This is a genomic window from Cupriavidus sp. GW821-FHT02F09, from assembly GCF_059421605.1.
In genome coordinates, this window is the sequence record NZ_JBWKVH010000047.1 from 1 (window position 1) to 25,485 (window position 25,485).

At 67.5% G+C, this 25,485-nt stretch carries 20 protein-coding genes; 9 read left to right on the forward strand and 11 right to left on the reverse strand.

Annotation, left to right across the window (positions count from 1 at the left end):
• Window positions 1-273: 273 nt before the first annotated feature.
• Genes AC07XB_RS32745 through cobU form a run of 4 tightly spaced genes read right to left on the reverse strand, consistent with a single transcriptional unit; the run spans window position 274 to window position 3,973 of the window.
• Complete coding sequence (locus AC07XB_RS32745) at window positions 274-1,197, reverse strand: cobalamin-binding protein (protein ID WP_492375201.1); 924 nt, start codon at window positions 1,195-1,197, stop codon at window positions 274-276.
• A gap of 6 nt (window positions 1,198-1,203) precedes the next feature.
• Window positions 1,204-2,256, reverse strand: coding sequence for a threonine-phosphate decarboxylase CobD (gene cobD, locus AC07XB_RS32750; RefSeq protein ID WP_492831551.1), 1,053 nt, complete (start codon window positions 2,254-2,256; stop codon window positions 1,204-1,206).
• Window positions 2,253-3,263: an adenosylcobinamide-phosphate synthase CbiB gene (gene cbiB / locus AC07XB_RS32755; protein WP_492831552.1), complete on the reverse strand. Its 1,011-nt coding sequence runs from the start codon at window positions 3,261-3,263 to the stop codon at window positions 2,253-2,255. The genes cobD and cbiB overlap by 4 nt, the downstream gene beginning before the upstream one ends.
• On the reverse strand, window positions 3,263-3,973 hold the full coding sequence (gene cobU / locus AC07XB_RS32760; protein WP_492375204.1) for a bifunctional adenosylcobinamide kinase/adenosylcobinamide-phosphate guanylyltransferase: 711 nt from the start codon (window positions 3,971-3,973) through the stop codon (window positions 3,263-3,265). Before cobU ends, cbiB begins: the two co-directional genes overlap by 1 nt.
• A gap of 93 nt (window positions 3,974-4,066) precedes the next feature.
• On the opposite strand from cobU, the gene AC07XB_RS32765 reads away from it, so the two are divergent.
• Window positions 4,067-5,590, forward strand: a complete 1,524-nt coding sequence (locus AC07XB_RS32765; protein ID WP_492831553.1) for a cobyric acid synthase — start codon at window positions 4,067-4,069, stop codon at window positions 5,588-5,590.
• A gap of 175 nt (window positions 5,591-5,765) precedes the next feature.
• Complete coding sequence (locus AC07XB_RS32770; protein ID WP_492375206.1) at window positions 5,766-6,416, forward strand: nucleotide-binding protein; 651 nt, start codon at window positions 5,766-5,768, stop codon at window positions 6,414-6,416.
• Here the strand turns inward: AC07XB_RS32770 and AC07XB_RS32775 are convergent.
• Window positions 6,367-6,948 carry a GNAT family N-acetyltransferase gene (locus AC07XB_RS32775; protein WP_492831554.1) on the reverse strand — a complete coding sequence of 194 codons (582 nt, stop codon included), beginning with the start codon at window positions 6,946-6,948 and terminating at the stop codon, window positions 6,367-6,369. The genes AC07XB_RS32770 and AC07XB_RS32775 overlap by 50 nt on opposite strands.
• A gap of 224 nt (window positions 6,949-7,172) precedes the next feature.
• On the opposite strand from AC07XB_RS32775, the gene AC07XB_RS32780 reads away from it, so the two are divergent.
• Window positions 7,173-8,396, forward strand: coding sequence for a PepSY-associated TM helix domain-containing protein (locus AC07XB_RS32780; protein WP_492831555.1), 1,224 nt, complete (start codon window positions 7,173-7,175; stop codon window positions 8,394-8,396).
• A 345-nt stretch (window positions 8,397-8,741) separates the two neighbouring features.
• On the opposite strand, the gene panC is transcribed toward AC07XB_RS32780, so the two are convergent.
• The 3 genes from panC to AC07XB_RS32795 form a co-directional block, all read right to left on the reverse strand.
• Window positions 8,742-9,590, reverse strand: a complete 849-nt coding sequence (panC, locus tag AC07XB_RS32785) for a pantoate--beta-alanine ligase (protein ID WP_492374967.1) — start codon at window positions 9,588-9,590, stop codon at window positions 8,742-8,744.
• Between the two features lie 138 nt (window positions 9,591-9,728).
• A complete protein-coding gene (locus AC07XB_RS32790) occupies window positions 9,729-10,610 on the reverse strand; it encodes a segregation and condensation protein A (RefSeq protein WP_174422669.1) in 882 nt (293 codons plus the stop codon).
• Between the two features lie 46 nt (window positions 10,611-10,656).
• Complete coding sequence (locus AC07XB_RS32795; protein ID WP_006160566.1) at window positions 10,657-10,845, reverse strand: DUF3460 family protein; 189 nt, start codon at window positions 10,843-10,845, stop codon at window positions 10,657-10,659.
• Window positions 10,846-11,088: 243 nt separating this feature from the next.
• Here AC07XB_RS32795 and AC07XB_RS32800 point away from each other — a divergent pair, with 243 nt between their 5' ends.
• From AC07XB_RS32800 to bamE, 3 genes are all read left to right on the forward strand, one after another.
• Window positions 11,089-12,945: an autotransporter assembly complex protein TamA gene (locus tag AC07XB_RS32800; RefSeq protein ID WP_492831556.1), complete on the forward strand. Its 1,857-nt coding sequence runs from the start codon at window positions 11,089-11,091 to the stop codon at window positions 12,943-12,945.
• Window positions 12,946-13,024: 79 nt separating this feature from the next.
• The gene (locus tag AC07XB_RS32805) at window positions 13,025-17,164 is read left to right on the forward strand and encodes a translocation/assembly module TamB domain-containing protein (RefSeq protein WP_492831557.1); all 4,140 of its coding nucleotides are present in this window, start codon (window positions 13,025-13,027) and stop codon (window positions 17,162-17,164) included.
• 76 nt (window positions 17,165-17,240) lie between these two features.
• Window positions 17,241-17,783: an outer membrane protein assembly factor BamE domain-containing protein gene (gene bamE / locus AC07XB_RS32810; protein WP_043352217.1), complete on the forward strand. Its 543-nt coding sequence runs from the start codon at window positions 17,241-17,243 to the stop codon at window positions 17,781-17,783.
• Here bamE and AC07XB_RS32815 read toward each other — a convergent pair.
• From AC07XB_RS32815 to AC07XB_RS32825, 3 genes are all read right to left on the reverse strand, one after another.
• Window positions 17,780-19,645, reverse strand: a complete 1,866-nt coding sequence (locus tag AC07XB_RS32815; protein ID WP_492831558.1) for a SulP family inorganic anion transporter — start codon at window positions 19,643-19,645, stop codon at window positions 17,780-17,782. The two genes, bamE and AC07XB_RS32815, sit on opposite strands and share 4 nt — an antisense overlap.
• Before the next feature lie 131 nt (window positions 19,646-19,776).
• On the reverse strand, window positions 19,777-21,846 hold the full coding sequence (metG, locus tag AC07XB_RS32820; RefSeq protein WP_492374971.1) for a methionine--tRNA ligase: 2,070 nt from the start codon (window positions 21,844-21,846) through the stop codon (window positions 19,777-19,779).
• 324 nt (window positions 21,847-22,170) lie between these two features.
• Window positions 22,171-22,803, reverse strand: a complete 633-nt coding sequence (locus AC07XB_RS32825) for a YiaD family glycine zipper/OmpA-like lipoprotein (protein WP_150984015.1) — start codon at window positions 22,801-22,803, stop codon at window positions 22,171-22,173.
• Between the two features lie 323 nt (window positions 22,804-23,126).
• Between AC07XB_RS32825 and apbC the strand changes: the two genes are divergently transcribed.
• The 3 genes from apbC to AC07XB_RS32840 are packed head-to-tail and all read left to right on the forward strand — an operon-like array spanning window position 23,127 to window position 25,484.
• Window positions 23,127-24,215, forward strand: coding sequence for an iron-sulfur cluster carrier protein ApbC (gene apbC / locus AC07XB_RS32830; RefSeq protein WP_492831559.1), 1,089 nt, complete (start codon window positions 23,127-23,129; stop codon window positions 24,213-24,215).
• A 5-nt stretch (window positions 24,216-24,220) separates the two neighbouring features.
• Window positions 24,221-24,793, forward strand: coding sequence for a DUF3305 domain-containing protein (locus AC07XB_RS32835; protein WP_492810796.1), 573 nt, complete (start codon window positions 24,221-24,223; stop codon window positions 24,791-24,793).
• 16 nt (window positions 24,794-24,809) lie between these two features.
• Window positions 24,810-25,484 carry a DUF3306 domain-containing protein gene (locus tag AC07XB_RS32840; RefSeq protein WP_492831560.1) on the forward strand — a complete coding sequence of 225 codons (675 nt, stop codon included), beginning with the start codon at window positions 24,810-24,812 and terminating at the stop codon, window positions 25,482-25,484.
• Window position 25,485: the final 1 nt, after the last annotated feature.

Here is a 25,485-nt window from a genome sequence, read left to right on the forward strand (position 1 = left end):
GATACTCAGACATGGGTCCCTCGTTTCCGCTCTTTTCGCCGAATCCCGAGGCGCCCCATACGGCCTTGGCACACCTTCACGGCTCGCTTCGCATCGCGCTGGGGTGTTCCCCGCCTGAGGGCGGGTCACACGGCTACGCCGAATCGTTGGTCTGACGATGTCGATTCTGCTCCTGCTGGTTGGCTCCCCTCTCCCACTTGTGGGAGAGGGGCCGGGGGAGAGGGCGGGCGCTCGTCAAGTACGAGATGTCAGACCTGACCCATTGTCTCGCTCCTACTGCGCTGGCCGTTTGCGCCTTGCGTTGTCCAGATCCTTGCACACGACTTCCGCGCCTTGGGCGATGCGTGGTCCGGCCCGGTTGACCAGGTCGCCGTCGATGGCGTAGAGGTTGCCACGCGCCACGGCGGTTACCTGTTTCCAGCGTTCCCACATGGCGAAGTCCGGCAGCGGCCGGTCGGAGCGGGTCGCGCCCATGCTGGCGGTCATCATGACTTCCGGGTTGCCGGCTACCACGGATTCCACCGAGACCGTCGGCACCAGCAGTGCTTCGTTGGCGAACAGGTTGCGGCCGCCGCATAGCGCGAGCACGTCGCTGATCAGGTGCTGGCCGCTGAGCGTCATCAGCGGTTGTTGCCATACCTGGTAGAACACCGTCACCGGCGCACGCGCCGCATAGGTCTGGCGCAGTTTGTCGATCTGCTGGCGGAAACTGGTGGCGGCGCTGTTGGCGGTGGGCTCGGTGCCGAGCAGCACGCCCATTCTCTCGATATTGCTGGGGATGCCTTCGAGCTTGCGCGGCTCGCTGTAGAACAGCGGCAGGCCGAGCGCGCGCAGGCGGTCGGTTTGTTTCTGCGCATTGCCGTGGCGCCACACCACGATCAGGTCGGGCTTGAGCGCGGCGATGCGTTCGAGATCCAGCGCCTTGTTGTCGCCGACCCGGGGGATGTCGCGGGCCTGTGGCGGGTAGTCGCTGTAGCTTACGGTGCCGACGATGCGCGAGCCGCCGCCGGCGGCGTAGAGCATTTCGGTGACGTGCGGCGCGAGCGAGATCACGCGGCGCGCGGGCTGGTCCAGCGTGACGGTCTGGCCGGCGTCATCGACCACGGATACGGCGGCGCCGGCGTGGCTGCAAAGGCCGCCGCCCAGCAGTGTGGCGAGGACCAGCAGGGCACGGGTAGTGATCGAGGTAGGGGGCATCGGGCGTTAGCTGGATAGGGTGCTTGTGTCGGAGCGCGTTGTTGCAAGGGCTTGGGCCAGTGCCGCATCGAGCCGTTGCCATGCTGGCTCCTGCGCTGGTGGCAAACCCAGGCGCAGGCTTGGCAACGCGCCAGGGATGCCCGGCGGTGCGTCGAACAGCCGCGTCCACACGCCTTGCCGCGCGAGCGCTTCGTGCAGGCGCGCGGCATCGGCATGCGGCACCCAGCTGAACAAGGGGCGGCCCACGGGCGTCAGGCCGTGCTTGCGCAGCAGTGTCGCGAGCCGGATGCCGGCCTGCTGCAAACGGTCGCGCGTGGCGGCTTGCCAGGCGCGGTCGGCTAGGGCCATGCGTGCGACCGCACGCGCCGGGCCGGCCACGGTCCAGTGGCCGAGGTGCTCGGCCAGCGCCGCCAGCAACGTGGGCTCGGCCAGCACAAAGCCGCAGCGCACGCCGGCCAGGCCGTAGAACTTGCCCAGCGAGCGCAGCACCACCATGCCGGGGCGATCCGCCAGCGCGGCCAGCGAGCGCTCGGGTGTGCAATCCATGAAGGCTTCGTCGAGCAGCAGCGTGCCGCCACGCGCGGCGAGATCCGCGTGCCATGCCCGCAGCGTGGCTTGCGCGAGCGTGCGCCCGGTCGGGTTGTTCGGGTTCACCACCACGAGGTGATCGAGCTGCGCGGCCAGGTCCGCACGGGCGAAATCCGTCTCCACGAGCGGCACAACCTCATGCCCCGCGCGTGCGAAGGCGGGAGCGTATTCGCTGTATCCCTGCACCGCCACGCCGACGCGCCCGGGCTTGAGCAGTTGCGGCAGCGTGCGGATGGCGGCCTGCGAGCCGGCCACCGGCAGCGCGCGCGGCGCGCCGTAGGCCTGCGCGGCCAGTTCGGCCAGGCCGTCGTTATCTTGCGGCAGCCGCAGCCACGCGTCGGCGGGCAGGGCTGGCACGGGATAGCCGTCCGGGTTGATGCCGGTGGAAAGGTCGAGCCAGTCTTCGACCGGACGGCCATGGCGGCGCGCGGCGGCGAGCAGGTCGCCGCCGTGGCGGATCGGAGTACTCATGCTAAGCCGTAGTGGAGGAGGGCGGCGCTGGTGCCGGAAGCGGCCAGCCACAGCCACAGTGTGCGTTGAACAAGGCGCAGGCAGGCATGCACATCGGCTGCGCCGGGCGCGTGGCCCATGCCCAGCGGCGGGCGCTCTTCCCATTCGCCGTGATAGCGGGCGGGGCCGCCCAGCGCCACGCCGACGGCACCGGCGCCGGCCGCCATGACCGGACCCGCATTGGGGCTGGACCATGCCGGTGCCTGCGCGCGCCAGCAGCGCAGCGCCTGGGCAGTGCGCCCGAGCAGCGCGTACGAGAGCGCGGTCAGGCGGGCGGGCGCCAGGTTGAGCACATCGTCAAGCCGCGCAGCCGCCCAGCCGAAATACAGCAGGCGCGGCGTGCGGTAGCCCCACATCGCATCGAGCGTGTTGGCCAGGCGATAGGCGACCACGGCGGGCGCGCCGCCGACCAGGAACCAGAACAAGGCGCCGAAGATGGCGTCGTTGCCATTCTCCAGCGCCGATTCGCAGGCGGCGCGGGCCAGCGCTTCGGTATCCGCGTCGGTGGTGTCGCGCGAGACGATGCGTGCCGTGAGCTGGCGCGCATCGGCGAGATTGCCCTGCGTGAGAGCGGTGGCGATCGGCGCAATATGCTGGGCCAGGCTGCGCGCGCCCAGTGCCGCGTAGAGTGCCAGCGCTTGCAGCAGCCACGCCAGCGCCGCGCTGAACTGCGCGGCGACATGCACCAGCAGCGCGGCCAGCGCGGCCGGCACCAGTACCATCAGCGCCCAGGCCGCCAGGCCGGTGAGCCGCTGGCGCAGTGGCGCGCCAGCCTGGCCGCGGTTCAGGCGGCGCTCAAGCGCTGCCGCAAGGCGGCCGAAGCCAACCAGCGGATGCCAGCGGCGCGGCTCGCCCAGCCATTGGTCCAGCAAGACGCCGGCTACCGCCGCGGCCACGCAGGCTTGCCAGCTGAACAGGGGAAACGGCCACCATGAAGACAGCGATGGCAGCGATGGCAGCCACGACATCACGCCGGGTCGGCGCCTTTCACGCTGACAGGGATGCCGGCTACCAGCAGGCGCACGCGGTCCGCTGCGGCGGCCAGCTTCTGGTTCAGGCGGCCCAGCTCGTCGACATAGAAGCGGGTGATGGCGCCCATCGGCACCACGCCGAAGCCGATCTCGTTGGAGACCAGGATCACGTGCCCGGGCAGGGTGGGCAGCGCGGACAGCAGCGCGTCGATTTCCTCGGTGAAGGCGGCCGGTGGCGTTACCAGGCCATGCTCGGGATAACTGCGCGCATCGAGGAACAGCAGGTTGTTGAGCCACAGCGTGACGCAGTCGACCAGGATGCAGCCATCGTGGGTGGCATGGGCATATAGCGCATCGGCCAGATGCAGCGGTGCTTCGACCAGGCCCCACTCGGCCGGGCGCCGCGCGCGGTGCAGCGCGATGCGCACCTCCATCTCTTCGTCGGCGCTGTCCTGGCCGTGGCGTGCGGTAGCGATATAGGTAACGGGGCCGCCGGTGGCAGCGGCATGGTCGGCGGCCATCTGCTCGGCGAAGTGGCTCTTGCCGGAGCGCGCGCCGCCCAGCACCAGCGTGAGCTGGCGCGCGCGGCCCGGGACGGCAGCGGCGTGCGGCGCGGCAGCAGCCTGGGGCGCGCGTTCGCTGGCCGGTGCATGGGTGGATGCGCGCACGGGCTCGGTGGCGGTGGCGGAAGCGTTGGCCGGGGTCATCCGGGTATTGTAGCGGGCGCATCCATGGATCGCACGCCCGCAGTGGTCCGCGCACAGGGCAGCGCCGCGGGACGCCGATGCGATAATCCCACGATGCAAAAAAATTCCTCCGAAGCCGCTGGCGCGGCATTACCGGGTGGCTTGCGCGGTACCTTGATGGTGCAGGGCACTACCTCCGACGCGGGCAAGAGCACGCTAGTGGCGGGCCTGTGCCGGGTGCTGGCCCGCGCCGGCGTGCGCGTGGTCCCGTTCAAGCCGCAGAACATGGCGCTCAACAGCGCGGTCACCGCGGACGGTGGCGAGATCGGGCGCGCCCAGGCCTTGCAGGCCGCCGCCGCCGGGCTGGCGCCGCACACCGATATGAACCCGGTGCTGCTCAAGCCGAGCAGCGATACGGGCGCTCAGATCATCATCCACGGCCAGGCGCGGATGGACCTGGACGCGCGGGCCTATCACGCTTACAAGCCGGTGGCGATGCAGGCGGTGCTGGCGTCGCACCAGCGCCTGTCCAGCGCCTACGAGGTGGTGATGGTGGAAGGCGCCGGCAGCCCGGCGGAGATCAACCTGCGCGAGCGCGACATCGCCAATATGGGGTTTGCCGAAGCGGTGGACTGCCCGGTGGTGCTGGTGGCCGACATCGACCGCGGCGGCGTGTTCGCTCATCTGGTGGGCACGCTGGACTGCCTGTCGGCGTCGGAGCGCGCGCGCATCAAGGGTTTCATCATCAACCGCTTCCGCGGCGATATCGCGCTGCTGCAGCCCGGGCTGGACTGGCTGGAGACGCGCACCGGCAAGCCCGTGCTGGGCGTGCTGCCCTACCTGCACGGCTTGCACCTGGATGCCGAGGACGCCATCATCGGCGCGCAGGCGGCCAAGCGGGGCGAACTGCTGCGCGTGATCGTGCCGGTGCTGCCGCGCATTTCCAATCACACGGATTTCGATGCGCTGCGCGCGCATCCGCAGGTGGACCTGCGCTTTATCGGCCCCGGCATGCCGATCCCGCCGGCGGACCTGATCGTGCTGCCGGGCAGCAAGAGCGTGCGCGCCGACCTGGCCTTCCTGCGTGCCAATGGCTGGGAGCCAGCCTTGCTGCGGCACCTGCGCTATGGCGGCAAGGTCATCGGTATTTGCGGCGGCATGCAGATGCTGGGGCGGCGCGTGGATGACCCGGCAGGCAACGAGGGCAAGGCCGGTAGCAGCGAAGGTTTTGGCCTGCTCGACTACGACACTGTGCTGGCGCCGCACAAGCAGCTGCGCGTGGTGAGCGGCCGGCTGGCGCTGGATGGCGCCACCGAGGCCACCGAGGCCGCCGTGCAAGGCTACGAGATCCATATGGGCGTGACCACAGGCCCCGCGCTGGCGCGCCCCGCGCTATGGCTGGAAGGCGAGCGCCCGGACGGCGCGCAATCGGAGGACGGGCAGGTGCTGGCCTCCTATGTGCACGGGCTGTTCGACCAGCCGCAGGCTTGCGGCGCACTGCTGCGCTGGGCCGGGCTGGCGCGGGCGGAAGGCGTCGACCTGGCCGCGCTGCGCGAGGCCTCGCTGGAGCGCCTGGCCGATACGCTCGTCGCGCACCTGGACATGGATGCCTTGCTGGCGCCGCTGCAGGCGTCATAGCGGGTGTCAAAGCGGCTCTCCAAGCAGGCTCGGCCGCCCGCCGCGCCTACTGCTAAACTCGCAGGCGGGCCTGCTCCGCCAGGGCCCGGCAGCGGCCAGCGGCAGGGCCATGGCGGAACCCGGAGCGGCGCGCCCGCCGGCGGCGCTGCCATGGAAAGCCATTGCGGAGACAACCATGCCCGTAGTCGTGATCGCCAATCCTAAAGGCGGCGTAGGCAAGACCACGCTGGCCACCAACCTGGCGGGCTACTTCGCCAGCGCCGGCCACGCCGTGATGCTGGGCGACACGGACCGGCAGCAATCCTCGCGAGCCTGGCTGGGTTTGCGCCCGGCCTCGGCACCGGCCATCCGCACCTGGGACATCAGCGCCGACCAGATCGCGCGCCCGCCCAAAGGCACTACCCATGTGGTGCTGGATACCCCGGCCGGCCTGCATGGCTGGCGCTTCAACGATGTGATGAAACTGGCGCACCGCGTGGTGGTGCCGCTGCAACCGTCGCTGTTCGATATCCTCGCCACCCAGGATTTCCTCACCCGGCTCGCCGATGACAAGCGCGTGCGCCACGGCGAAGTGGAGGTGGGCGTGATCGGCATGCGGGTCGACCTGCGCACCCGCGCGGCCGAGCAGCTGCAGCGCTTTGTCGCGGGGCTGGGGCTGCCGGTGCTGGGCTTTCTGCGCGATACCCAGAACTACGTGCAGCTTGCCGCGCACGGCCTGACGCTGTGGGATGTGGCGCCGTCACGCGTGGCGCGGGACTGGGAGCAGTGGCAGCCGATCATCGGCTGGCTGGAGCAGCCGGCGCTGGCGAGGTGCCCAGCCGCCTGAGCAAGGCATCCACGGAGGGCCAGCTCACCCGGCGCACGGCCACGATCAGATCGGCGCCGGGAAACTGGTCGTCGAACGCCTCGCTCTCCACGCCGTCCAGGCGCCGGTAGAACTCGCGCGCCTGGGTGTTGCCGTCCAGCACATAGAGAAAGAGGGGCTGCCCGGGCCAGCCAACGGCGGCACGCTGCGCGCAATGCGCGAAGAGGCGCTTGCCAAGCCCTAGCCCGTGCCATCCCGGCATCACATGCAAATTGTCCAGATACACGCCATATTGCGGCTCGGCCTCGGGTTGCAGGCAGGCAAAGCCGGCGGGCGTGCCGTCCACGCGCACGAGCGTGACTTCCACCGGGCCATCGGCGCCATCTACCAGGCGAGCCTGCCAGGCTTGTGTGCGCTGGGCCGGTGCTTCGTGCTCCAGGTATTCCGCCGGCAACAGGCCACTGTAGGCATGGCGCCAGCTCTGCGTGTGCAGATCGGCAATCAGCGCGGCGTCGTGAGGGTCGGCAGGTAGCAATTCGATGGAATGGGTCATCTTCAAGGGAGTCGTCCGGGGCCTGCAATGGGCGCAATCCACATTCTGCCGCAATCCCGGCAAGCCTCGCCATGGTCCCGCGCCTGTCACGCACTGGCAGGCCCTGCCTGTTAGAATCGCGAATCTTTCGCATTCTCATTATGGCGGCGTGATGCGTTCATCTCACGCCGGCATGGGGTCCGAAAACACAATCCCCACAACCCCCAAATCTGCTCCCGCCTCCCATGGTCACCGGCCGCCTGCGCGTTGTTTTCGTCAAGATTCACCTGTATCTCGGCTTGTGGCTGGGCCTGCTCTTTGTCATGCTGGGCCTGACCGGCACCGTCATCGCCTGGCGCGATGAGCTGGATGCCCTGCTGAACCCGGCGCTGCTGACGGCGTCGGCCGAAGTACCCATGCCGGTAGCGCCGGCCACGGTGCAGGCGGTCGCCGAGCGGCTGCAGGCCGACCCGCGCTATGGCCGCCCCACCTTGCTGATGCTGCCGTCCGCGCCGCATGAGGTGTTTATCGCCTGGTACCCGCTCAAGGGCACGCCCAACGCCGGGCGCTCGCGCCAGGTGATGGTCGATCCCGTCACATTGGCCGTGAAGGGCGAGCGGGTCTGGGGCGAGCCCGGCCTGTCGCGCCCGTTGCTGCTGCCCACCTTGTTCCAGGTGCACCACTACCTGCTCTCTGGCGAGACGGGCCGCACGATCCTGGGCATCACCGGGATGCTGTTGCTGATTCTGGTGATCGGTGGGGTTGTGCTGTGGTGGCCCAAGCTCAAGCCGCGCGCGGTGCTCAATGCGTTTCGCATCAGCCATGGCGGCTCGTGGTCGCGTTTTAATTACTCGCTGCATCGTACGGCTGGCATTTTTGCGGCGCCGGTGCTGGCGACGATGGCGTTTTCCGGCTGGTACCTGGATTTGCCCAAGTGGGTGACGCCGATCGTGGCTAGCGTGATGACGGTGTCGCCGCCCGGCAAGCCGGCATCGGCGGCAGCGCCCGAGGGCACGCCGCTGCTAGGCGTGGCGCAGGCCGTGAGCGGGGCTCAGGCGCTTTATCCTGCGGCGCTGGTGACGCGGGTCAGCTTTCCGCGCAAGGCGGGGGATCCGTTTGAGGTGCGGCTGCGCCAGCCGGGGGAAGTCCGCCAGGGCAGCGGGGCTACGCGGCTCTGGCTGGATGCCCATACGGGCAAGCGGCTCGGGGTTCGCGATCCGATGGATGCGCCGGCTGGGGATACTTTTCTTAACTGGATGTATCCGCTGCATACCGGGGAGGCGTTCGGATGGGTGGGGCGGGCGTTTATTTCGGTGTTCGGGGTGGTGCCGTTGATGTTTGCTGTTACCGGGGTGTTGATCTGGTGGAAGCGTAGGCGGGGGCATCGGCGGCATGTTGTGCGGACGATGGAGAGGGCTAGCGGTGCTAAGGGCGTTAAGGTGGTGCGGGAGGAGGCGGTGGAGGTTTGATTGCCGGTTGTCTGTGGCTGCAGAATCAGCTTTAAATTCAACGGATTAACTGCAAATTCAACTGCAGTTTCACCACCCCTGCGGGGCGGCGACCTACTTTTTTGTCTTGCCAAAAAAGTAGGCAAAAAAGGCGCGCCGGATGGGGCGACACCCCCTCGCCCCATACGGCCTTGGCACATCTTGACGGCTCGCTTCGCATCGCGCTGGGGTGTTCCCCGCCTTCAGGGCGGGTCACACGGCTAAGACGAACGGTTGCCGTGCGTCATCGCACGGTTGTCATCCGAGTTCAATCACATGGGTGACAGTTTGAGGCCTGGGGGCTTCCGCTTCCAGGCCTCGATTTCGTCAGATTTCCAGGTTGTCGATCAACCGGGTCGCGCCTAGCTTGGCTGCGGTCAGGATGACCAGCGGTTCGCCGGCTACATATTCTTCGCGGGTGGGGGCTTGCAGGTCCACGCGCTTGCGGATGGCGACGTAGTCGGGTTGCCAGCCGCGGGCTTGCAGGGCGGCCTTGGCGCTGGCTTCGATGGCGGCGAGGTCCGCGCTGGCGCTGTTGGCGGCCAGGACGGTGTCGCGCACTTCGTGCAGTGTCTTGTAGAGCACCGGGGCTTCGGTGCGCTCGTCGGGCGTCAGGTAGCGGTTGCGCGAGGACAAGGCCAGGCCGTCTTCAGCGCGCACGGTTTCGGCGGGGATGATGTCGATCGGCAGCGCGAACTGATGGACCATGCGGCGCACGATCATCAGTTGCTGGTAGTCCTTCTTGCCGAACACGGCCACGCGCGGCTGCGCGCAGGACAGCAGCTTCATCACTACGGTGCATACGCCCTTGAAGAAGCCGGGGCGGAACTCGCCTTCCAGGATGTCGCCCAGGTCGTGCGGCGGCTCCACGCGGTATTCCTGCGGCTCCGGGTACATGTCGCGCTCGGTGGGCGCAAACAGCACATAGACACCTTCCTTTTGCAGCTTCTCGATGTCGTCCTGCAGCGTGCGCGGGTACTTGTCGAAATCCTCATTGGGGCCGAACTGCAACCGGTTGACGAAGATCGACGCGACCACCGGGTCACCATGCTGGCGCGCCAGGCGCATCAGCGACAGGTGGCCTTCGTGCAGGTTGCCCATGGTCGGCACGAACGCCGCCCGGTTCTGCCCGCGCAACTGGTCCCGCAACTCGTGAATGGAGGAGATGACTTTCATGAAGTTGGTGTGCTGGTCGTGGTAGGAATGCCCTGGCGCGGGTGTGCGCCGGGAGGCCGGTCCGGTGCTCTAGGTGGCGCCGATTGTCGGCGGATTGTAGAGCATGTGGCCCGAGGCGGGCGGCGCTATTGGCGCGGCTTAGCTGGGAATGTACGCCAATCGCACATAAATCGGTGCGAAGGGTTCGGCCTGGGTGATCTCGACCAGGGCTTCGCGCGATAGCTCAAGCATGGCGATGAAGTTGACCACCACCACCGGCACGCCCTTGCCGGAACGCACCGCGTCTTCGAAGAGCTCGCTGAACTCCATGAAGCGGGCATGCTGCAGGCGGCGCAGGATGTGGCTCATGTGCTCGCGAACGGACAATTCCTCGCGCGAGATCTTGTGGTGCTGGTTGAGCCTGGCGCGCTTGATCACGTCGGCCCAGGCGGCCTGCAGGTCCACCACTTCCACATCGGGGAAGCGCGGCGCAATGCTCTGCTCGATGTAGACCTGCGAGTGCAGGAAATCGCGCCCGAGCTGCGGCACCTGGTCGATACGCATGGCCGCCAGCTTCATCTGCTCGTATTCGAGCAGGCGGCGGACCAGCTCGGCGCGCGGATCCTCTTCTTCGTCGTCGCTGTCGGACTTTTTCACCGGCAGCAGCATCCGCGACTTGATTTCGATCAGCATGGCGGCCATCAGCAGGTACTCGGCGGCCAGCTCAAGATTGCTCTTACGGATCTGCTCGATATACGTGAGGTACTGACGCGTCACTTGCGCCATCGGGATATCGAGGACGTTGAAGTTCTGCTTGCGGATCAGGTAAAGCAACAGATCCAGCGGCCCCTCGAACGCTTCCAGGAAGATTTCCAGCGCATCCGGCGGGATGTACAGGTCCTGCGGCAGCTTGAACAGGGGCTCGCCGTACAGGCGTGCGAACGCCATGCCGTCGACGGCGGCCGGCGTGGAATCCTGCTCGGGCGTCACGCTCGGCAGCTCGATCGCCGGCTTCAGCTTGTCCTGCTCGCTCTGGTTCATCTAGGGGCGCTCGCTCGGGGGTGGGGCGATGCGGCGGGTAAGGGCTTTAGTCCAGCGAGTAGACGTACGGCTTTTGCGCCACGCGCGAGGCGTCGGCACGGGCACGTTCTTCGAGGTTGATCGGGCTCTTGTCCCACAGCAGGGCGCGGCCCTGGCGTTGCTCCGCTTCCAGGGAAGGGCGCTCGTCCTTGAGCGACTTCAGGAACTGGGTGATATCCGATTCGTAGGCAGCCATGGCGGGAAACAGGGTGAAATTAACAAACAGCGGGGATTTTACCGTATCGGCGGGCCTGGCAACGGGATTGCGCGCGATTCTGCCGTTTTCATCCCGTGCTCTCGCCTTCGGCGACGGCTGTAGTGACGTTTGTGGCGGTCTTTTTGGCGGCGCCGGACAGGCCGGCCGCGCGGGTGTGGTCAAATATCGACTTTGCGTGACGTGCATCAATCGATGAGGATGGACCCAGGGAACCCGTGCACCATGCCCGCCGGCCTTGCCGCCCCTGCCGGCGGACTGCCGGTGGCGCCGGCCGTGCTGCGCCGCCTGATGCACCCGCTGCTGGTGGCCCTGACGCTATCCGCGGGGCCCGCTGCCGCCGCCTATAAAGTCGAGGTGGACGCGCCCAAGCCGATCAAGGAAATCCTGCAGGACCACCTGGACCTGTCGCGCTACCGCACCCGCGAGGATATCTCGCCCGACCAGTTCAACTATATGGTCGAGACCGTGGGCGAGCAGGTCCGCCAGTTCACTTCCACCGAAGGCTATTTCGATCCGCAGACCACCACCAAGGTGGACGGCAGCGGCGACGAGCGCACCGTGCGCATCACGGTGGAGCTGGGCGCGCGCACGGTGATTCGCGCCGTCGACTTGAGCGTGAGCGGCCCGGCCGCCAGCCAGTCGCCGGAGCGGATCGCCGAAATCAGGGCCAAGTGGGGCCTGCCGGTAGCCGCGCCGTTTCGCCAGGCGGACTGGGACAAGGCCAAGGAAGATGCCCTGGTGGCGCTGCAGAGCAACACCTACTACGGCGCCCGCCTGACCGGCTCGCAAGCCCGCATCGAGCCGGATGAGCACGCGGCTGACCTGAGCGCGCGCTTTGCCAGCGGCCCGGCCTACAGCATGGGGCCGCTGAAGATCAGTGGGCTGCGGCGCTATCCCGAGCAGATCATCCGCAACGTCAATCCGCTGTATGAGGGCGAGCCGTACCGCGTGGAGCGTTTGCTGGAATTCCAGCGCGCGATCCAGAACCAGCCGTATTTCTCCAATGTGCAGATCGACCTTGGCGAGCAGGAGACGACGGAGGACGGCAAGATTGTCGACACCAGTCCGGACCGGGCCGCCGAGCCCAAGGTTGACATGAGTGCCGACAAGGTCACCGTGCCGGTGTATGTCAGGGTGCGGGAGTATCCCGTCAATCGGCTGTCGTCCGGCGTGGGCTACACCACCGATACCGGCGCCCAGGTCGAAGGCAGATATTCGTACTACAACCTGTTCAACCGCGCCTGGGTGTTCGACTCGCAAGCGCGCATCGAGCAAAAGCGCCAGTACGCATTCGGCGAGATCGCGATGCCGCCGGACAGCAGGACGTACCGCAACAGTGCCTACGCCAGCTACGAACGCACCATCGACCTCGAAAGCACCGACCTGACCAGCCTGCGCACCGGCTTGAAACGGTCCCGCTCGCGCGAGAAGTACGACACCACCATTTCGCTCGACTATTACTACGACAACCTGCAGCCCTTCGGCGAGGCGAACCAGCTCAGCCGGGCGCTGGTGCCTGCCTTTGCCTGGACGCGGCGCGACGTGGACAACCCGGTGTTCCCGCGCCGCGGCAACGTCATCAGCACGCAGGTGGGCGTGGCCGCCAAGCACATGCTGAGCGACGAAACCTTCTTCCGCCTGTACGGGCGTATCCGCCAGTATGTGCCCGTGGGCAAGCGCGACCTGGTGGTGGCCAGGCTGGAGCTCGGCGCGGATATCACCAACGGCGACGTGACCAAGATCCCCGCCTCGCTGCGTTTTCGGGCGGGCGGCACGGATTCGATCCGGGGCTACGGCTACCAGTCGATCGGTACCCGCAACGGCGCCAGCGTGCTGCCGGCCAAGTACCTCGGCACGGCGAGCCTGGAGTACCAGTACTGGTTCCTGCATGACTGGGGCGCCGCGATCTTCTGGGACGTGGGCACGGCCACCGACAACCTGACGGGCGTCAAGCTCTACAACGGCGTGGGCATCGGCGCGCGCTGGCGCAGCCCGGTGGGGCCGGTGCAGCTCGACGTGGGCTACGGCATCCAGGCAAAGCAGTTCCGCCCGCATATCTCGCTGGGAGTCGCGTTCTGATGATTGTTCTGACGATGACGATGCGGCCCGGCCGCCAGCACGGCGGCCTCCATGAACGCAGTTGCAGGGGTTTTGCCACATGAGCATTCCCGACATGCCTCCCGTGCCCGCCTCCGGCGATGTTCCGCCCGGGCCGGCACGGCCGCGCCGCACGCGCCTCGGGCGCTGGCTGGCCTGGTGCGTCGTGGTGCTGCTGTTGTTGGTGCTGGCGGCGCTCGCGGCGGTGGTGCAAGCCTTGCGTACGGAGGCCGGCACGCGCCAGCTGTGGTCGCTGGCCACGCGCCTGTCCTCAGGCGCGTTGTCTGGCAAGCTCGAAGGCGGCACGGTGGCGCATGGCCTGCGGTTGCGCGATGTGGTGTTTGCCAGCGGCGAGACACGGGTGACGATTGACCGTGTCGACGGCAGTTGGGCGCTTGGCTGGTCGCCGACCCGCTTGCATGTCAGCGCGCTGCGCGTGGGCGCCGTCACGCTGCACCTGCCGCCGTCGCAGCCTGACAGCGCGCCCGCCACCTTGCCAAAATCGCTCGAACTGCCATTGGCAGTGGACGTGGATACGCTCACGCTGGACCGCCTGACCTTGCTGCAAGGGCCGCCGGCCACGCCCAGCGAGATGGTGTTTAGCGACCTGGCGGGCTCGCTGCATTCCGACGGGCAACGCCACCGCATCAGCGTGGAACGGCTGGTCACGCCATACGGCAAGCTGGCCGCCAATGCGCAGATCGCCGGCCAGGCGCCGTTTGCGCTGAACGGCGCCGCGCTGCTGGAGGGCAGCTGGCAGAAGGAATCCTTTAGCATCAGCGCCAATGTGCGTGGCTCGCTTGCCATGCTGCACGCGCAAGCCGAGGCCAGCGGTGATCGCCTGCGCGGCCGCGCCGAGGCGGACCTGACGCCGTTTGGCAAGGTGCCGTTCACCCATGTGCTGGTCAATGGCGAGCACATCAATCCGCGCTTGTTCAGCCCCTCGGCACCGCGTGCCAATCTTTCCGTGCAGGCCGAGTTGCGCCCGGTGGATGGCGCGGCTACGCCGGTGCCGGCCGCAGCGGCCAGCGCCCCGGCGGCACCGCCGGCATCGGCATCGGCAGTTGCAACGTCGGCCTCCACGCCCGCCGCCAAGCCTGGCAGCGCCCACGACAGCGTGCCCCTGCGCGTGGCGGGCGACGTGCGCATCGTCAACCACGAGGCCGGCAAGCTCGACGCCGAGCGCCTGCCGGTGGAATCGGTGCAAGCGTATATCGAGGTCAGCGAGGCGGCGCAGATGGTGCGCGACCTGCACGTGGCGCTGGCCGGCGGCGGCGAGATCCGCGGCGGCGGTGCGCTGCGCGATGGCCGCGGCGGCTTCGACCTCGACGTGCGCGACCTCGACCCGCAGGCCCTCTATGGCAGCCTGAAGCGCGTGCGCTTGTCCGGGCCGGTGAGCTTGCGGATGGAGCCCGGCCGCCAGAGCGTGGCGCTGGACCTGGCCGGCGGCGAGTACAAGCTCTTTGCCGATGCGCATCTGGATGCCGAGGCAGTGACGTTGACCTCGCTGCGTGCCGGCATCGGCGCGGGCACGCTTAACGCCGATGGCAAGCTGTCGCTGAAGGACACGCAGCCCTTCAGCTTCAAGGGCAAGCTGATCAATTTCGACCCGGCCCGCGTGGCCGAGGTGGCGCCCGGGCGCATCAATGCGGACTTCACCGCCAGCGGCACGCTAGCGCCGGAGCACCGCGTGGCGCTGGACTTCGCGGTGCGCGACAGCGTCTATGCAGGGCTGCCGATGCGTGGCGAGGGCAAGCTGCGGCTGGCAGGCGAGCGCTTGCTGCCGAGCCAGGCCACGCTGGAGATGGCAGGCAACCAGGCCCAGCTCAACGGCAGCTTTGGCGCGCGCGGCGACCGCCTGAAAGTGCATGTGGACGCGCCGCAGCTCGATCGGCTCAAGTTCGGCGTGGCCGGCGTGCTAAAGCTCGACGCGGACATCACCGGCACGCTGGCGCGGCCCGAGATCGTGGCCAGCTATGCCGCGCAGTCGCTGGTGGTGGGCCCGCACCACGTGGCCAGCGCCAGCGGCAGCGCCGAGTTGCGCGGGGGGCTGAACGGCACGCTCGCGCTGAAACTGAACGCCCGCGACTATCGCGGCCCGGTCGCCACGCTGCGCACGCTCGATGCCTCGCTCAGCGGCACCCAGGCCAGCCATGCCTTCGACCTGAAGGCGGCCGGCGCGTTGCACGACAAGCCGATGCAACTCGCCTTGTCGGGGCAGGGCGCCTGGCAGGGGGCGGCCGGCTGGAAGGGCACCATCGGCTCCTTGGAGGAGCGCGGCACGGTCAACGTGCGGCTGATCGCGCCGACGCAACTGCAGGTGGCGGACCAGCGCGTGCATCTCGGCGCGGCCAGCCTGCAGTTCGAGCGCGCCCGCGTGATTGTGGACAGCTTCGATTTCGACCACGGCCGCATCCGCACCCAGGGCAACCTCGATGGCCTGCAGGTGGCCAACGTGCTGCGCCTGGCCGAGGCCTTGACGGGCGAGGCGCCGCCGGTGCGCTCGGACCTGGTCTTGGACGGCCGCTGGAACATCACGCTGGCCGAGTCTGCCTCCGGCTTTGCCGAGCTGCGCCGGCGCAGCGGCGACGTCTCGGTGAGCGCCGGGCGGGGCTACACCGCGCTGGGCCTGGGAGAAACCGCGCTGCGCGCCGAGTTTGCCGGCAGCCGCGTCAACCTGAAAGGCGGCATCGAGGCCGCACGGGTCGGCAAGGTGGTGGTAGACGCCTCCGCCGGGCTGATCCAGGAGCAGGGCCTGATGACGGTGACGCCGGCTTCCACGCTGGCGGGCAAGGTCTCGCTGGATGTGCCGAAGATCAAGTCGCTGGAGGCGCTGAGCGGCCCGCAATACGCGTTCGATGGCAAGCTGGCGGCAGTCCTGCAACTGGCGGGCAGCGTCGGGCAGCCCCTCGTCACCGGCAATATCGACGGCACCGGCATCGCCATCACGCTCTACGACCTGGGTATCCAGCTGACCGATGGCATCGTGCACGTGGTGCTCGACCAGAACACCATCGAGCTCAAGCAGGTGGAGTTCCGCGGCGGCGACGGCAAGATCGTGGCCACCGGCAACGTGAAACTGGGCGACACCGATCCCAACCTGACGGGCAAGATCGTGGCCGACAAGCTCCAGCTCTTTGCCAGCCCCGAGCGCACGCTGATCATTTCCGGTGATGCCAGCATCGCCAACGAGAATCGCCAGATCGTGATCCGCGGCAAGTTCCGCGTGGATCGCGGCTTGTTCGACCTGCCCAAGGCCGGCGCCCCGGAGCTGGGCGACGACGTAGTGGTGGTGCGCCGCCGCGACCAGCGCGAGATCAAGACCGCCGCCACGCCGGTGCCGGAGGCCAAGCCGGCCAGCCGCTTCAGCCCGCTGATCGACCTCACGCTCGACCTTGGCGACAATTTCCGCTTCCGCGGGGCCGGCGCGGACCTGCGCCTGGGCGGGCAGCTTGGCGTGCGCAGCGCCCCACTGACGCCGCTGCGCGCCACCGGCACCATCCGCGTGACCGACGGCACCTATGAAGCGTTCGGGCGCAAGCTCAACATCGAGCGCGGCATCGTCAATTTCAACGGGCCGGTGGACAATCCCAACCTCAATATCCGCGCCATGCGCCGCAACCAGGAAGTGGAGGCGGGGGTGGAGGTGACCGGCACGGTACGCCTGCCGCGCGTCAAGCTGGTGTCCGAGCCGAATGTGCCGGAGGAGGATAAGCTGTCATGGCTCATGTTCGGCTACGGCGCGGAAGGCGCCGCGGCCGGACAGCAGCAGCAACTGAGTGCGGGGGCCCTGGGCGGTGCCGCGCTGGGCATGCTGGGCGGGCGCGCGGGCAAGGGGATCGTGCAGCATCTGGGCATCGACGAGTTTTCGATCGGGCCAAGCACGGCCGGCCTCAACGACCAGCAGGTGGTCAGCGTGGGCAAGGCCGTGACCGAAAAGATCTCGGCGGGCTATGAGCAGAGCCTGACCAGTGCCAGCAACGTGGTCAAGCTGACCTGGGCATTCTCGCGGCGCTGGTCGCTGATTGCCAAGGGCGGCTCGATCAACGGGCTTTCGGTGCTGTTTAACCGCCGCTTCGACAGTTGGGGTAATTTGTTCACGGGCGCGTCCAGCCGCGCCGGAACCGCGAGGAGCCAGACCGATGCCAGCCAGGATGCCGACAGCAATGCAACGGACGCAGCCGCGCCCGCGCAGCCCTGAGACACGCGCCATGATCTGCGTGCCGCCCACCTCCGCCACCTCCGTCACTGCCGCGTCTTACCGACGCCTTGCCGCCATGGGACTGATTTCCTCCGTGCTTGCCCTGTTCGGGTGCGACCAGCAAAAGGTCGACGAAGCGATGAAGAAGGCGGGCGATACCGCGCACGCCACCTGGAACTCGGTCAAGCCCGACAGCCAGTTGTTCAAGGGCATCGTGGTGGGCGAATCCAGCGAGGACGACGTGCGCAAACAGGCCGGGCGCCCGGAGATCACCTGGGAAGAAGAGGACGGCGGCCGCCGGCTGGAATACCCGCGCGGCCCGGAAGGCGCCACCACCTGGATGGTGACGATCGGCGCCGATGGCAAGGTGCGCGCGATCGAGCAGGTGCTGACCGCGGAGAACTTCGCGCGCGTGCGCGCCGGCATGAGCCGCGACGATATCCGCCGCCTGGTCGGCAAGCCTACCAAGGTGGAAGCTTTCGCGCTCAAGAAGGAAGAGGTGTGGGGCTACCGCTGGTGGGAAAGCGCGCAGGAGAAAGCGTTCTTCAACGTGCATTTCAACGCTGACGGCAAGGTAACGCACACCTCGCGCAGCGACGAGAGGCTGCAGGGCGGTTAGCCTGCCGCGGGCCGCTCGGCCCGCTCTGCGAGCAAGACGCCGGCCCTGGCACAGGCTGCGGCCAGCGTGTCGCAATAGTTTGCCGTGCCCATCTGTTCCAGGAAGCCCGCGCGCCGCATCAGCGACATCACCTGTGCTGCCGCGGCGCACAGCACCAGCGTGCCGCCACGCCGCGCCAGCGTCTTGCGCAAGGCGTCCAGCGTGTCCAGGCCGGTGGTGTCCAGTGCCACCAGCTTGCCCACGTCCAGGATCAGCACCGCCGGTACCGGCTGCGTGCGGTCGCGGGGGTCGATCAGCGCTTCCACTTTGTTGACGGCGCCGAAGAAGAGCGCGCCGGTCATGTGATAGGCCGCCACCTCGCCGGCCGGCAGCGGCCTGCCGTCGGCCGCCGGGGGCAGCGCGGCTGGCGCGATCGCCTCGATCTGCGTGAGCGCGGCCATGCGGTAGATGAAGAACAGGCAGGCGAGCACCAGTCCCACCTGCACCGCCACGGTCAGGTCGAACACCACGGTCAGCACGAAGGTGCCGAGCAGGATGATGCGGTAGTTGTTGCTGTAGCGCTTCAGGTGCGTCAGCCCGAACACATGCCACTCGCCCATGTTCCACGCCACGTAGAGCAGGATGGCGGCCAGCGTGGCGAGCGGGATGGCGCTGGCCATTGGCGCCGCCACCAGCACGATCAGCAGCAGCGTGGCGGCGTGGATCATGCCAGCCACCGGCGTGCGCCCACCGCTGCGTACGTTGGTGACGGTACGGGCGATGGTGCCCGTGGCCGGCAGGCCGCCGAAGAACGGCGTGACGATATTGGCGATGCCCTGCGCCATCAGTTCCTGGTTGGGATCGTGGCGGTCGTCGATCAGGCTGTCGGCCACGCGTGCGCAGAGCAGCGATTCGATGGCGCCGAGCAGGGCGATGGTCAGGGTGGGCGCCACCAGTTGCTGGACCAGTTGCCAGCTCAGTTGCGGCAGCGCAAACGGCGGCAGGCCCTGCGGAATGCCGCCGAAGCGCGTGCCGATGGTCTCCACCGGCAAGTGCAGCAGGGCATTGGCCGCGGTGGCTAGCACCAGCGCTGTCACCGTGCCGGGAACCATGGCCAGCGCGCGGCCAAGGCGGCCGTGCGCATTGGGCGGGCTTGCCGGGTTTGCCGCAATCGTCGATACGGGGCGCCAGCGCTTGCCTGCCAGCAGGGCCAGGCGCGACCAGCCCGCCACCACCACCAGCGAGCTGACCGCCAGTGCCACCGTGGGCCAGGACACCGTGGGCAGGGCGCGTCCCAGCACACGCATCTGCGAAAGGAAGTTGCCAGGCAGCTTGCCGGTTTGCAGGCCAAGGAAATCGGCGATCTGCGAGACCATGATCAGCACGGCGATGCCGTTGGTGAAGCCGATCACGATGGCCACGGGGATAAAGCGGATCAGGGTGCCTAGCCGGAACAGCCCCATGGCGAACAGCAGGCCGCCCGCCAGGATGGTAGCGATCAGCAGGTTGGCCACGCCGTAGCGCGCCACGATGCCGTAGACGATGACGATGAAGGCGCCGGCGGGACCGCCGATCTGCACCGGCGAGCCGCCCAGCGCGGCGATCAGGAAGCCCGCGATGATGGCGGTGAACAGGCCGGCCTGCGGTGGCATCCCGCTGGCGATGGCAAAGGCCATCGCCAGCGGCAGCGCCACCACACCCACGGTGAGGCCGGCGGCGAGGTCCTTGAAGAAGAGGGCGCGGTTGTAGTCGCGCAGGCTGTCGAGCAGGCGCGGGTGGAAGGCGGCGAGGGGGAAGGGCTGGCGTAGGCGCGGCCTGCCGCCAGCGGGCGGCGCTGGCGTGCCAGCGGGGGCGGGGGCGTGGCCGGGAACGCTGTCGGGCATGCCAGGAAATCCCATCAACACCCTGTCGGGCATGGGTGCAGTATGGGCTTCCCGGGGGCGTGGCGTCAATCGGCGCCGGCGCCATGGCGCGTTGGCGGCTCAGCGCTGGCGCGCCTCACCGCCCCCGCGGGTCAGCCGATGCGCATGCCCGGCACAGCGCCTTCGTGCGGCTCCAGGATCCAGAGGCCCGGCGTGGCTTTCTCATCCGCTGCCGATGCGGCCAGCACCATGCCCTCGGACAGCCCGAACTTCATCTTGCGCGGAGCCAGGTTGGCCACCATCACGGTGAGCTTGCCCACCAGCTGCTCGGGCGTGTAGGCCGACTGGATGCCGGAGAAGACGTTGCGCGTCTTGCCTTCGCCCAGGTCCAGCGTGAGCTGCAGCAGCTTGCTCGATCCTTCCACCTTCTGGCAGTCCACGATCTTGGCCACGCGCAGGTCGATCTTGGCGAAGTCGTCGATTGTGATGGTGTCGGCGATGGGCTCGATCGACGCAGCGGCGGCATCCGCTTCACCGGCGGGCGCGGTGGCCTGCAGCGAGTCGCGGTTGGCGGCCAGCAGTGCGTCGACCTGCTTGGCATCCACGCGCGTCATCAGGTGCGAGTACGGCTGCACCGGGCGCGAAGCCGAGAGTTGCTTGTCGATGCCGCGCCAGTCCAGCGGCTCGATATTGAGGAATCGCTCCACGCCCGCGGCCATTTGCGGCACCACCGGCTTGAGGTAGACGGTGAGCAGGCGGAAGGCTTCCAGCGAGACCGAGCACGCAGCGTGCAGGGCCGCGCGCTTGCTTTCGTCGCGTGCCAGCTCCCACGGCTTCTCCGTGTCGACGAAGGCGTTCACCGAATCCGTGAGCTCCATCACCAGGCGCAGCGCCTTGCTGTACTCGCGGGCTTCATAGAACTGTGCCACTTGCGGCGCGGCTTCACGCAATTGCTTGAGCAGCGGGTTGGCCAGCGCGGCCTCGTCCACCACGCCGTCGAAACGCTTGACCAGGAAGCCGGCGGCGCGGCTGGCAATGTTGACGTACTTGCCGATCAGGTCGCTGTTCACGCGCGCAATGAAGTCATCGAGGTTCAGGTCGAGGTCTTCCATGCTGGCGTTGAGCTTGGCGGCGAAGTAGTAGCGCAGCCATTCCGGGTTCATGCCGGTGTCGATATAGCTCTGCGCGGTAATGAAGGTGCCGCGCGACTTGCTCATCTTGGCGCCGTCCACCGTCAGGAAGCCGTGGGCAAACACGTTGGTGGGCGTGCGGTAGCCCGAGAAGCGCAGCATGGCCGGCCAGAACAGCGTGTGGAAGTACAGGATGTCCTTGCCGATGAAATGATATTGCTCGGCGGTGGAGTGCGGGCCTACCCAGGCGTCGAAATCGATGCCCTTCTTTTCGGCCAGGTTCTTGAAGCTGGCGTAGTAGCCGATCGGCGCATCCAGCCACACGTAGAAATACTTGCCGGGAGCGCCGGGAATCTCAAAGCCGAAGTAGGGCGCATCGCGCGAGATGTCCCAGTCCGAGAGCGTGGAAGCCTCGCCTTCGGCGCCCAGCCATTCCTGCATCTTGTTGGCCGCTTCCGGCTGGGCCAGGTCGGCCACCCACTCGCGCAGGAAGGTTTCGCAGCGCGGGTCGGACAGCTTGAAGAAGTAATGCGCGGAGGACTTGCGCACCGGGGTGGCGCCCGACACCACCGAGTACGGGTTTTTCAGGTCGGTGGGCACGTAGGTCGTGCCGCAGACTTCGCATGAGTCGCCGTACTGGTCCTTGGCGCCGCACTTCGGACATTCGCCCTTGATGAAGCGGTCCGGCAGGAACATGTTCTTGACCGGGTCGTAGAACTGCTCGACCTCGCGCTCGGCGATCAGGTCCTCGGCCTTCAGCGCCAGGTAGATCTTCTCGGAGAGCTGCTTGTTCTCATCCGAGTCGGTGCTGTAGTAGTTGTCGAACGACACCATGAAGCTGTCGAAGTCGCGCTTGTGCTCGGTCCACACGCGATCGATCAGCTGCTTGGGCGTAATGCCTTCCTTCTCGGCCCGCAGCATCACCGGAGTGCCGTGCGTGTCGTCCGCGCCGACGTAGTAGACCTCGTTCGCCATCATGCGCTGGAAGCGCACCCAGATGTCGGTCTGGATGTATTCCACCAGGTGGCCGATATGGATCTGGCCGTTGGCGTAGGGCAGGGCAGAAGTAACGAGGATGCGACGTGCGGTCATGGAAAAATTGCCGGTCAGGAGGGGGGTGGACGGTAAGGCGGGGGGCGTCGCCACCAAAGTCGGGCGGGCACCGTGAGAGGGCTATTCTAACAAGCGGGGCGGGCAGCGCGTGCACTGCGGCAGCGCGCAGGCGGAAGAGAGGGCTTCGAGTGATATTTAGTGACGCAAGAGGCGCTCAATAAACTGAGGACAAAAAAAGCGCCGGTCAGAGCCGGCGCAGCTTTCCACAACGGAAAAGGAGGAGAAATCAGATACCGCCCGGGAGGTCAGCCACCCATCGCGAGCCAGCAACGGTGACAAGCGGTACCTATTTCTATGACCGCATCATCTCTGAATTGGTTTCAAATAAATTTCGACCCGGCGATTTTGTGCGCGCCCGGCCTCGGTGGCGTTGTCCGCGACCGGCTGGGTCTGGCCCCGTCCTTCGGCTGCCAGGCGGGTCCGGGCAACGCCTCGGTCACCCAGGTAGGTTGCGACGCTCTGGGCGCGGCGCTGCGACAACTGCATGTTGTAGTTCGGGTTGCCGGTGCTGTCGGTATGGCCCACCACGGTGGCGGAGACGTCCTGTTGCTGGGCAAGGGTCTGCGAGACCTGGTCGAGCACCGAGCGGAACGACGGCTTGATGGTGGCGCTGTCCGTATCGAAGGTCACCTGGCTCGGGATGTTCACCTTGAGCGAGCCGTCCGGCTGCTCGGTGATCTGCGTGCCCGTGCCCGCCGTGTCCTTGTTCAGCTTGCCGCGGATTGCGTTCCAGTTGTAACCCGTGGCCCCGCCCAGGGCCCCGCCGACCGCCGCGCCGACGAGCGTGCCGGTGGTATTGCCGCCGATCAGGTTGCCCAGGCCGGCGCCGACCGCAGCGCCCACGCCGGTGCCGACCGCGGTCTGGGTGCCTTGCTCTGTGGCGCAGCCCGCGGCAAGGGTGGCGACAATGGCAAGGCTGACGAGCTTGAGTTTCATGCTTTCTCCTTCAGGACGAAGCGTTTTGGCTGATTTTGAAGTGGTGCGCGCAACACCGCTAGAAATAACGCGGAAGACACCTGAATACAAGGGCCCGGACCGTATTCACCGGGCTCGCGTTCCTGGCGCACTACAATAAGGAGATGGTGCCGGGTGCACAAGCCTGTTGCTGTGACAGTTGTAAGTGCGTGTAATTCCACGTGTAGATCCTGGGCTTGCCGCTCTCGCATTACCCTCACGTTACCCTTGCGCCGCACTTCGCTCATACTTTGATAAAGTACGCGCCTTCCCCCATATTCCCATATTCAGTAGCGGAGATTGTCTTGAGCCTCACCGTCGACCAGGTTACCGAAGTCCTGCGCACCGTGATCGACCCCAACACGGGCCGGGATCTGGTGTCCACCCGTTCGGCTCGCAATGTGCGGGTCGAAGGCGGCGATGTGTCGCTGGAAGTGGAGCTGGGTTATCCCGGCAAGAGCCAGCTGGAACCGATCCGCAAACAAGTGGTGGATGCGCTGCGCCAGTTGCCTGGCGTGGCCAATGCCAACGTGGCCGTCAGCATGAAAATCGTGGCCCACGCGGTGCAGCGCGGCGTCAAGCTGCTGCCGGGCGTCAAGAACGTGATCGCCGTGGCGTCGGGCAAGGGCGGCGTGGGCAAGTCCACCACCGCCGTCAACCTGGCGCTGGCGCTGTCCGCCGAGGGTGCCCGCGTGGGCATGCTCGACGCCGACATCTACGGCCCGAGCCTGCCCATGATGCTGGGCATCGATGGCCGCCCGGAGTCGTCCGATGGCCAGACCATGGAACCGCTCGAAGGCCACGGCCTGCAGGCCAACTCGATCGGCTTCCTGATCGAGCAGGACAACCCGATGGTGTGGCGTGGCCCGATGGTGACCTCGGCGCTGGAGCAGTTGCTGCGCCAGACCAACTGGCACGATCTCGATTACCTGATCGTCGACATGCCGCCGGGCACCGGCGACATCCAGCTGACGCTGTCGCAGAAAGTGCCGGTGACGGGTGCCGTCATCGTCACCACCCCCCAGGATATCGCCCTGCTGGACGCCAAGAAGGGCCTGAAGATGTTCGAGAAGGTGGGCATCCCCATTCTCGGCATCGTCGAGAACATGGCTGTCTACTGCTGCCCGAACTGCGGCCACGTCGAGCATATCTTCGGCGAAGGCGGTGGCGAGAAGATGTGCGAGGACTACGGCGTGGACCTGCTGGGCAGCATGCCGCTTAACCGCTCGATCCGCGAGCAGGCCGATACCGGCCGGCCCACCGTGGTGTCCGATCCTGATAGCCCGATCGCCGAGCTGTACCGCGCCATGGCGCGCAAGGTGGCTATCAAGGTGGCCGACCGCGCCCGCGATATGACCAGCAAGTTCCCCAGTATCGTGGTGCAGAACACCTGATCCCCATGGACACGCCAGCCGACTCCGCTGCAGGCAACCCGGCCCCCGACGCCGTGCCCGCTGGCCGGCCCGGCGTGACCATGGCCGTGGTGATGCGCCGCGTGCCGCTGGCCAGCCGCTGGCAGCCTTGGAAATGGGAACTCGGCGCCGTGCTGCCGGATCTTGGCGAGTTTGGCGCCGTGCCCCACTGCCTGGCGCAGGACGAACACGGCGCGCGCTGGCTGTACCCGGGCTACGCTGTCACGCTGTTCCGCGACGAGGCCGAGGGTTATTACCTCAACCTCACTTCCACCGCGCCCTGCTGGTTCGTGCTGTGGCGAATGGCAGAGGAGGGCGGGCAGGCTGCCGTGCCGACGTCGCGAGACGGCGAGCCGCTGCCGGTGCCGGTGACGGTGACACTGTCCTACAACGAGGCTGGACGCTGGCTCGACGCCGGCGAAACCGTCGAGAACGTGCCGCTGGCCCCTGAGCAGCTGGAGTGGCTGCAAGCCTACGTGGCCCAGTACTACCACCCCGAGCCCAAGAAACGCCGCCGCCCGGAATCATTCAAGGCGCCGGAGGACAGGGCGCGCTACTGATGCTGGCAGACCGCGCATGAGCGATGCTTCCTTCCTGTCGCGCTGGTCCCGCCGCAAGGCCGCGGCGCGCGACGGCAAGCCGCTTGAGGCTGAGCCACCCCTGCCGGCGGAATCATCCGTGCCTCCCGGCAAGGATGCACCAGTAGCCCAGGCACTGCCAGACCCCGTTCCACCTACCCCACCCGCTGAACCGCTCCCCACGCTAGCCGATGCCGCCTTGCTGCAGCCGGGCGACAGCATCGCTCGCTTCGTCGCGCGCGGCGTGGACGAGAACGTGAAGCGCGCCGCGCTCAAGACGTTGTTTGCCGATCCGCATTTCAACGTGATGGACGGCCTCGATACCTATATCGACGACTACAGCCAGCCCGATCCGATTCCGCTTGATGTGCTGCGGCGTATGCGCCAGTCCGAGACGCTGGGGCTGTTCGCGCCCACCGATGAGGAACTGGCGGCGGCTCGCGCACAGCAAGAAGGGCCCGATGTGCAAGATGCCGCCCTGGTGACGCCCGAGCCGTTTGCTGCATTGCCGCAAACAGCCGGCGAGGCTGGGGAGGCCGGCATTGCCACCGCCACCGCAACTGCAACTGCAACCGCCACCGATGCCGATGCCGATGCCGATGCCGATGCCGATACTGGCTTGCCTCCTGCCGCGTCCCCGGCCGGCACTTCCGCCCCAGGCAAACACGCGTAGT